Source organism: Micromonospora sp. ATA51 (genome assembly GCF_016802855.1).
Lineage (GTDB): Bacteria > Actinomycetota > Actinomycetes > Mycobacteriales > Micromonosporaceae > Micromonospora > Micromonospora sicca.
On record NZ_JAEVHJ010000369.1, the window covers coordinates 1 to 6,119 of the forward strand.

The window sequence follows — 6,119 nt, forward strand, 5'->3', positions numbered from 1 at the left end:
CCCAGAGCGGGCCACGCAGGTCCGCGCACGACTGCTCGGGCTCCGACACACCATCGCCTCGGCCGCCGCGACATACACCGGCCCGAACCGGCTGCGGCGGGCCAGGCGGATGATCCGGTACGCCCGGGAACGCGGTGACGGAAGGCTGGTGGCGGTGTCGGGCAGGGTGGTCACGGCATCTCCTCGAATCGGAAGTTGCCGTGACGCTACGAGCGGAGTACGCCGTACCGGATCACCCCGAGGAGCCACTTCTCCGGTGGCTCCCAGGTATGCCATGCCCCAGCTACGACGAGAGGGGCGGCCCGCCGCAGCGGACCGCCCCTGTCGTGTCGCGTACGTCAGATCCGGGTGCCGGTGGCGGCGTGGAAGACGTGGCTCTGGCCGGTGCGCGGCTTGACGAAGATGGTGTCACCCATGTTCGGCATGCTGCGGCGGTCGGTGCGGACGACGAAGCGCTCGTTGAGGCCCTCGAGCGCGGCGTGGCCGTAGACGTTGGCGTCGGAGCCGAGGTCCTCGACCAGCTCGACCACGACCGGCATGCCGCCCTCGGTCGGGCTGACCATGTCGCAGTCCTCCGGACGGAAACCGACGGTCACCTTGCCGTCGCCGCCCTCGGCCTGGGCCGCGGCGATCTGCTCCCGGGTCAGCGGGATGTGCATCTCGGCGAAGGCGGCGCCCTGCTCGGTCAGCGGCACGGTCTTGATGTTCATCGCGGGGGAGCCGATGAAGCCGGCGACGAAGACGTTGGCGGGGGTGTCGTAGAGCGCCCGCGGGGTGTCCACCTGCTGGAGCACACCGTCGAGCATGACCGCGACCCGGTGACCCATGGTCATGGCCTCGACCTGGTCGTGGGTGACGTAGACGGTGGTGATGCCCAGCTTGGCCTGCAGCGAGGCGATCTGGGTACGGGTCTGGACGCGGAGCTTGGCGTCGAGGTTCGACAGCGGCTCGTCCATGAGGAAGACCTGCGGCTCGCGGACGATCGCGCGGCCCATGGCCACCCGCTGACGCTGACCACCGGAGAGCGCCTTCGGCTTGCGGTTGAGGAACTCCTCCAGCTGGAGCAGCCCGGCCGCCTCCTTGACCCGCCGGTCGATCTCCGACTTCGAGGTCTTGCGCAGCTTGAGCGCGAACGCCATGTTCTCGTACACCGTCATGTGCGGGTAGAGGGCGTAGTTCTGGAAGACCATCGCGATGTCGCGGGCCTTCGGCGGCAGGTGGGTGACGTCGCGGTCGTCGATGTAGATGGCGCCGTCGTCGACGTCCTCGAGACCGGCGAGCATCCGCAGGCTGGTGGACTTGCCGCAACCCGACGGGCCGACCAGGACGAGGAACTCCCCGTCGCCGATCTCGAGGTCGAGCTGGTTGACCGCGGGGCGTTCGGTGCCCGGGTAGATCCGGGACGCTTTCGCGTAGGTGACCGTAGCCATGGTGAAGCGCTTCCTTTCACCGGCAGGAACGTGCCGGACGATCCGAGTGAAGGAGCGACCGGCGCCGTACGGTGCCGGCCAGCGGGCGTCGCCCGGGCAGCCGAGGCCGGCCGGACTGTCGTCCGTGTCACTGCACGGTAAACGGGTTTTCCGACCCTGCCAAGACGAGGGGTGCCGGTTGGGATTGACGGCATTGCGCATTCCGGTCACACCGGCACTCCCGGGCATCAACCCCCTCGGCGGTGGACGACGTCCGGCGTCGATCCGTCGGCATCGAGGTCGGGAAGTTGACGTTTCCCATGCTCGGGAGGCCTGCCGAGCGGGAAATTCGGACGCCGGTCGCTATGCTGACGACGGCACCACTCGCCCCTGTAGCTCAGCTGGCCAGAGCACTCGCCTTGTAAGCGAGATGTCGCCGGTTCGATCCCGGCCGGGGGCTCCAGTTTCCCCCGGCGCTCTGAGCGCGTACGACGCGGGCGAGGGCGTCGACGCGCCCCCCGCCCGCGTGGCCGGCGTCCTCGTTTCAGCCCCAGTTCTGCGGGGCCAACTGGCGGGTCGTGGCGTTGAGCCGGTTGAAGAAGTTGGTGGTGGCGAGCCAGAGCACCAGCGCCGCGAGTTCCTTCTCGTCGAAGTGCCGGGCTGCCTCGTCCCAGATCTCGTCCGGCACCGGGTCGGCCCGGTCGGCGAGGCGGGTCGCCGCCTCGGCGAGCGCCAGCGCGGCCCGCTCGGCGTCGGTGAAGTAGGACGTCTCCCGCCAGGCGGCCACCGCGAAGAGCCGTTCCTCCGTCTCGCCGGCCTTGCGCGCGCCGCGGGCGCCCGAGTCGACGCAGGCACTGCACCCGTTGATCTGGCTGGCCCGCAGGTGGATCAGCTCCAGCGTCGTGGTGGGCACGCCGGCGGAGTGCGCGGCCTTGTAGAGCAGGTTGATCGCCTTCATGGCGTCGGGGAGCATCATGGCCGGGTTCTGCATCCGTGCCTTCATGATCGTTCCATCCATTCTGTCCTGTTAGGCTGGCCGGCGTCCGCCGTGCCGTACCCGCCCTCGTCCGTCGCCTGGATGTCGACGGTCGGGATGGGTGTGTGACAGATGTGACGGCGGTCACTTGCTGGTCCCGGGGGGAAGGCCATGAGCGAGACCGACCTGCTGGCCCGGCGCTTCGAAGAGCAGCGACCCCGCCTCCGGTCGGTGGCCCAGCGGATGCTGGGTTCCGGGGCCGAGGCCGACGACGCCGTGCAGGACACCTGGTTGCGGCTCAGCCGCGCCGACGTCGACGTCATCGAGAACCTGCCCGGCTGGCTGACCACCACGGTCGGCCGGGTCTGCCTGGACCGGCTGCGCTCCAGCGCCGCTCGGCACGAGCAACCGGCCGACGTGACCGGGGACGAGCCGGCGACGACCGGCCCGGGCGCGGACGATCCGGAGCAGGCGGCGCTGCTGTCCGAGTCGGTCGGACAGGCGCTCCACGTGGTGCTGCGGACCCTCGCCCCGACCGAGCGGCTGGTGTTCGTGCTGCACGACATGTTCGCGGTCTCCTTCGAGGAGATCGCCGCCGTGGTCGACCGCAGCCCCGCCGCCGTACGGCAGATCGCCAGCCGGGCCCGCCGCCGGGTGCAGAGCCGCTCGGCCGGGCCCGAGACGGACCCCGCCCGTCAGCGCCGGATCGTCGAGGCGTTCCTCGCCGCCTCCCGGGACGGCCGTTTCGAGGACCTGCTCACCCTGCTCGACCCGCACGTCGTCATGCGCGCGGACGCCGTCGCCGCCCGGCTGGGCTCCTCCGCCGCCGCGGTGCACGGGTCGTCCGTCGTGGCGGGTTTCTTCTCCGGGCGGGCCCAGGGCGCGCTGCCCGCGTTCATCGACGCGGCGCCCGGCGCCGTCGTGGTCGTCGACGGCCATACCCGCATCGCGATCAGCTTCACCGTCACCGACCGCATCATCGGCATCGAGGTGGTGGCCGACCCGGACCAGCTGCGCGTTCTCGACGTGGTCGTGGGCTGATCGGCGCCGCCCAGCTCGAGCGGTAACCTGGCGGCGATGAGTCGTGCCGTGGAGGTGTCCAACCGGGCCATGCTGCGCGCCCGGGACGCCATGGACCGGTCGTACGCCGAGCCGCTCGACGTGCCGGCGCTGGCCCGGATCGCGCACGTCTCCGAGGCGCACTTCATCCGGACCTTCCGCGCCACCTTCGGCGAGACCCCGCACCGCTACCTGCAACGCCGCCGGGTCGAGCGGGCGATGTACCTGCTGGTGCAGACCGACCGGCCGGTCACCGAGATCTGCTACGCGATCGGGTTCGGCAGCCTCGGCACCTTCAGCCGCACGTTCCGCGACATCGTCGGCGAGTCCCCCTCGGCATACCGCAGGCGCAAGGCCACCGGCGTGGCCGCCGTGCCGAGCTGCTTCGTGAAGGCGTGGATGCGGCCGAGTGCCGCCCGCTGAGCCGGTCAGCGCCGACGCACCGCCAGCTCAGCAGTTTTGGATAAGCACCAGGTCAGGCCGGGGTCTAGCGTCGTCGGCATGACGATCAACTCGATTTCCCGCTCCCAGATCTACGTCCTCGACCAGGACGAGGCTCTCGACTTCTACGTCGGCAAGCTCGGCCTGGAGGTCAACACCGACCAGGACCTCGGCTTCATGCGCTGGCTGACGGTCAACGTCCCCGGCGACCCCGAGCACGAGATCCTGCTGGAGAAGCCCGGCTCGCCGGCCCTCGACCCGGCCACCGCCGAGCAGGTGCGGGAGATGCTGAGCAAGGGCGCGACGGGCGGCTCGCTCTTCTTCACCACCGACGACGCCCGCAAGACGTACGAGGACCTGGTGGCAAAGGGCGTCGACATCTACGACGAGCCGACCGAGCGCCCGTACGGCATCGACTTCGGTATCCGGGACCCGTTCGGCAACATGATCCGCATCGGCCAGATGCACCCGAAGGGCTGAGGAGCGGACCGATGACCCAGGCCGTTCCCTTCCGGGTACGTCCGGCCGCCGTCGGCCGGACCGGGCGCTGCTGGCCGGCGGCGCCCTCGCGGCCCGCTCTTCGCCGCCTCCGCGCTGGTCCAGGGCCTCACCCGGGACGGCTTCGACTTCCGCCGGCACCCGGTGAGTGTGCTGAGCAACGGCGACCTGGGGTGGGTGCAGATCACCACCTTCCTCGCCAGCGGGCTGCTCGTGCTCGGCGCCGCCGCCGGGCTGGGGCGCCGGGACACCGGCGCCCGGTGGCTGCCCAGGCTGCTCGCCCTCTACGGGATCGGGCTGGTGCTCGCCGGGATCTTCCGGGCCGACCCGGCCGACGGCTTCCCGGCCGGTACGCCGGGCGGTCCCGGTCAGATCAGCTGGCACGGCGGGCTGCACTTCCTCGCGGCGGCGATCGGCTTCGTCGCGCTGATCGTCGCGCGCTGGGCGCCGCCCGCCGGGCGGCCCGGCGGGGCGAGCGCGGCTGGGCCGCGTACAGCCTGGCCAGCGGGGTCTGCTTCGCGGCGGCCTGGGTGGCCCTGATCGTCCGGCCGGCGCCGCCGACCATGGTCGGCTTCGGCCTGGCCGTGGCGATCGGCTGGGCCTGGGTCACCGGCATGCTGTGGCGGGCGGACCACGGTCGGAGCGTCTGAGGCCGGCACGATCGGGAGGCGCGGGCTAGGCTCGCGCCTCCCGATCAGTGTGAGGTGACGGATGGCGAGCCGGTTGCTCTACCTGGCCCGGCACGGTGAGCAGCACCGGGCGGAGGACGAGGCGCCGGACATCGGGCTCTCCGACCGGGGCCGGCGGCAGGCGACCCTGCTGGGGGAGCGGCTGCGCGGGCGGCCGTTCGACGCCGTCCACCACGGACCGCTGCGCCGGGCCGTCGAGACCGCCGAGCTGGTCGCCGCCGCGCTGCCCGGCGTGCCGGTGCACGCCGCGGAGATGGTGGGAGACCACCTGCCGCACGACACGGACCGGGCCGCCCTGCCCCCGGCGTACGCGACCTTCCTGGCCGGCTTCGACCAGCGCGAGCGGACGGACGGGCCGCGCCGGACGGCGGAGGCGGTGGCCCGGTTCGCGCGGCCCCCGGCGGACGGGGACGTCCGCGAACTGGTGATCACGCACAACTTCCTGATCGCCTGGTTGGTCCGGCACGCGCTGGACGCCCCGGAGCGGCGCTGGCTGGGCCTGAAACACCACAACTGCGGCCTCACCGTCATCCGCTACGGCTCGGGCGGGCCGCCGAACCTGATCGCCCTGAACGACGTGGCCCACCTGCCGCCCGAGCTGCGCGGCACCGGCCTGCCACCGGACTACGTCGTCTAACCGGGGCGGCCCAGGCAGGTCAGGCGGTGACGCGGGTGAGCAGGTCCACCAATGCTGACGTGGCCGGCGGGCGGGTGGGGCCGGCGTCGCAGTCCACGTAACCGGTGGTCCGGGTGTCCACGGTGAGCCGGTAGGCGAAGGCGTCGGCGCAGTCGCCGGGGTCGGCGGTGGCCGTCGTCTCGGTCGCCAGCCGTGGGTCGGCCGTCAACTTCCGCAGGCGTGCCAGGTCGGCGGGGCCGAGCCGGCCGCTCCGGGTGCCGCCGGCGCGGTCGACCCTGGTCCAGCGGCCGTCGGGCTCGACGGTCAGCGTCTCCCGCGTGCGGCGATGCCCGCCGGTGCGGACAGCACCACCGGGCGGCGGCGTCCGGGGTGCGCGGGGCGTGGTCGTCGTCGTGGCCGGGCCGTCGGGG

General features: G+C 72.3%; 8 protein-coding genes and 1 tRNA gene. 6 read left to right on the forward strand and 3 right to left on the reverse strand.

The annotated features are described in order from the left end of the window. Window positions 1-338 precede the first annotated feature (338 nt). Window positions 339-1,430, reverse strand: a complete 1,092-nt coding sequence (locus JNW87_RS33225) for an ABC transporter ATP-binding protein (RefSeq protein WP_109804556.1) — start codon at window positions 1,428-1,430, stop codon at window positions 339-341. Between the two features lie 365 nt (window positions 1,431-1,795). Between JNW87_RS33225 and JNW87_RS33230 the strand changes: the two genes are divergently transcribed. Further along, window positions 1,796-1,872: transfer RNA gene (locus JNW87_RS33230), tRNA-Thr, on the forward strand. Window positions 1,873-1,953: 81 nt separating this feature from the next. Here the strand turns inward: JNW87_RS33230 and JNW87_RS33235 are convergent. Continuing rightward, window positions 1,954-2,412, reverse strand: a complete 459-nt coding sequence (locus JNW87_RS33235; protein ID WP_109804557.1) for a carboxymuconolactone decarboxylase family protein — start codon at window positions 2,410-2,412, stop codon at window positions 1,954-1,956. A 144-nt stretch (window positions 2,413-2,556) separates the two neighbouring features. Here JNW87_RS33235 and JNW87_RS33240 point away from each other — a divergent pair, with 144 nt between their 5' ends. From JNW87_RS33240 to JNW87_RS33260, 5 genes are all read left to right on the forward strand, one after another. After that, window positions 2,557-3,426, forward strand: coding sequence for a sigma-70 family RNA polymerase sigma factor (locus JNW87_RS33240; RefSeq protein ID WP_238455039.1), 870 nt, complete (start codon window positions 2,557-2,559; stop codon window positions 3,424-3,426). Between the two features lie 36 nt (window positions 3,427-3,462). Continuing rightward, window positions 3,463-3,867: a helix-turn-helix domain-containing protein gene (locus tag JNW87_RS33245; protein ID WP_238455040.1), complete on the forward strand. Its 405-nt coding sequence runs from the start codon at window positions 3,463-3,465 to the stop codon at window positions 3,865-3,867. A 78-nt stretch (window positions 3,868-3,945) separates the two neighbouring features. Further along, entirely contained in the window at window positions 3,946-4,365 is a 420-nt protein-coding gene (locus JNW87_RS33250) for a VOC family protein (protein WP_109804561.1), read from the forward strand. A gap of 114 nt (window positions 4,366-4,479) precedes the next feature. After that, the gene (locus tag JNW87_RS33255) at window positions 4,480-4,923 is read left to right on the forward strand and encodes a DUF998 domain-containing protein (protein ID WP_238455043.1); all 444 of its coding nucleotides are present in this window, start codon (window positions 4,480-4,482) and stop codon (window positions 4,921-4,923) included. Between the two features lie 171 nt (window positions 4,924-5,094). Then, entirely contained in the window at window positions 5,095-5,709 is a 615-nt protein-coding gene (locus JNW87_RS33260) for a histidine phosphatase family protein (protein ID WP_238455041.1), read from the forward strand. 19 nt (window positions 5,710-5,728) lie between these two features. On the opposite strand, the gene JNW87_RS33265 is transcribed toward JNW87_RS33260, so the two are convergent. Next, window positions 5,729-6,119 (reverse strand): hypothetical protein (locus JNW87_RS33265; protein ID WP_238455042.1); only part of this gene is annotated, 391 nt, incomplete at its 5' end.